At 67.1% G+C, this 648-nt stretch carries 1 protein-coding gene; it reads right to left on the bottom strand.

Translation table 11 applies throughout. The features are described from left to right. Window positions 1–61: 61 nt before the first annotated feature. A partial coding sequence (locus EN853_RS33095; RefSeq protein WP_135861339.1) for a CoA ester lyase occupies window positions 62–648 on the bottom strand: 587 nt, incomplete at its 5' end.

Here is a 648-nt window from a genome sequence, read left to right as displayed (position 1 = left end):
GCTGGCGAGCAATTCCTTGGCCTGGTATTCGTGGATATCCATGTTGTCCTCCCGGTAATTCCTACTGCGCGGCGGCCTGCGCCTGGCCGGCGCGCTCGATCGCTTCGCTGACCACCAGCACGTTGCGCGCCATGCGCTCCGACGCGGCGTCGATCATCTTGCCGTCGAGCGCCGCCGCACCCTTGCCGAGCGCCTCCGCTTCCTTGAGCACCTCGAGGATGCGGCGGGCGCGCGTCACCTCTTTCTCCGGCGGCGAGAACACGTCGTTGGCCAAGGCGATCTGCGAGGGGTGGATCGCCCATTTGCCTTCGATGCCGAGTGCCGCGGCGCGCCTGGCGGCCGCCTTGTAGCCCTCCGGATCGGAGAAATCGCCGAACGGTCCGTCGATGGCACGCAGACCGTAAGCCCTGCAGGCGACCGTCATGCGCGACAGCGCAAAATGCCACTGGTCGCCGGGGTAGTCGGGGTTCAGCCCGCCGATATTGACGGTGCGGGCCTTGTTGCTCGCGGCATAGTCGGCAACGCCGAAATGCATCGCTTCCAGCCGGCCGGGCGTGGCGGCGATCGCCTCGACATTGGCCATGCCGAGCGCCGTCTCGATCAGCGCCTCGAGGCCGACGCGGGTCTTAAAACCCTTGGCCATCTCGA

Source organism: Mesorhizobium sp. M1C.F.Ca.ET.210.01.1.1, from assembly GCF_004791585.1.
Classification (GTDB): domain Bacteria; phylum Pseudomonadota; class Alphaproteobacteria; order Rhizobiales; family Rhizobiaceae; genus Mesorhizobium.
The sequence above is the reverse complement of the archived record's forward strand: the minus strand, read 5'-3'. Positions and strand labels throughout refer to the sequence as shown.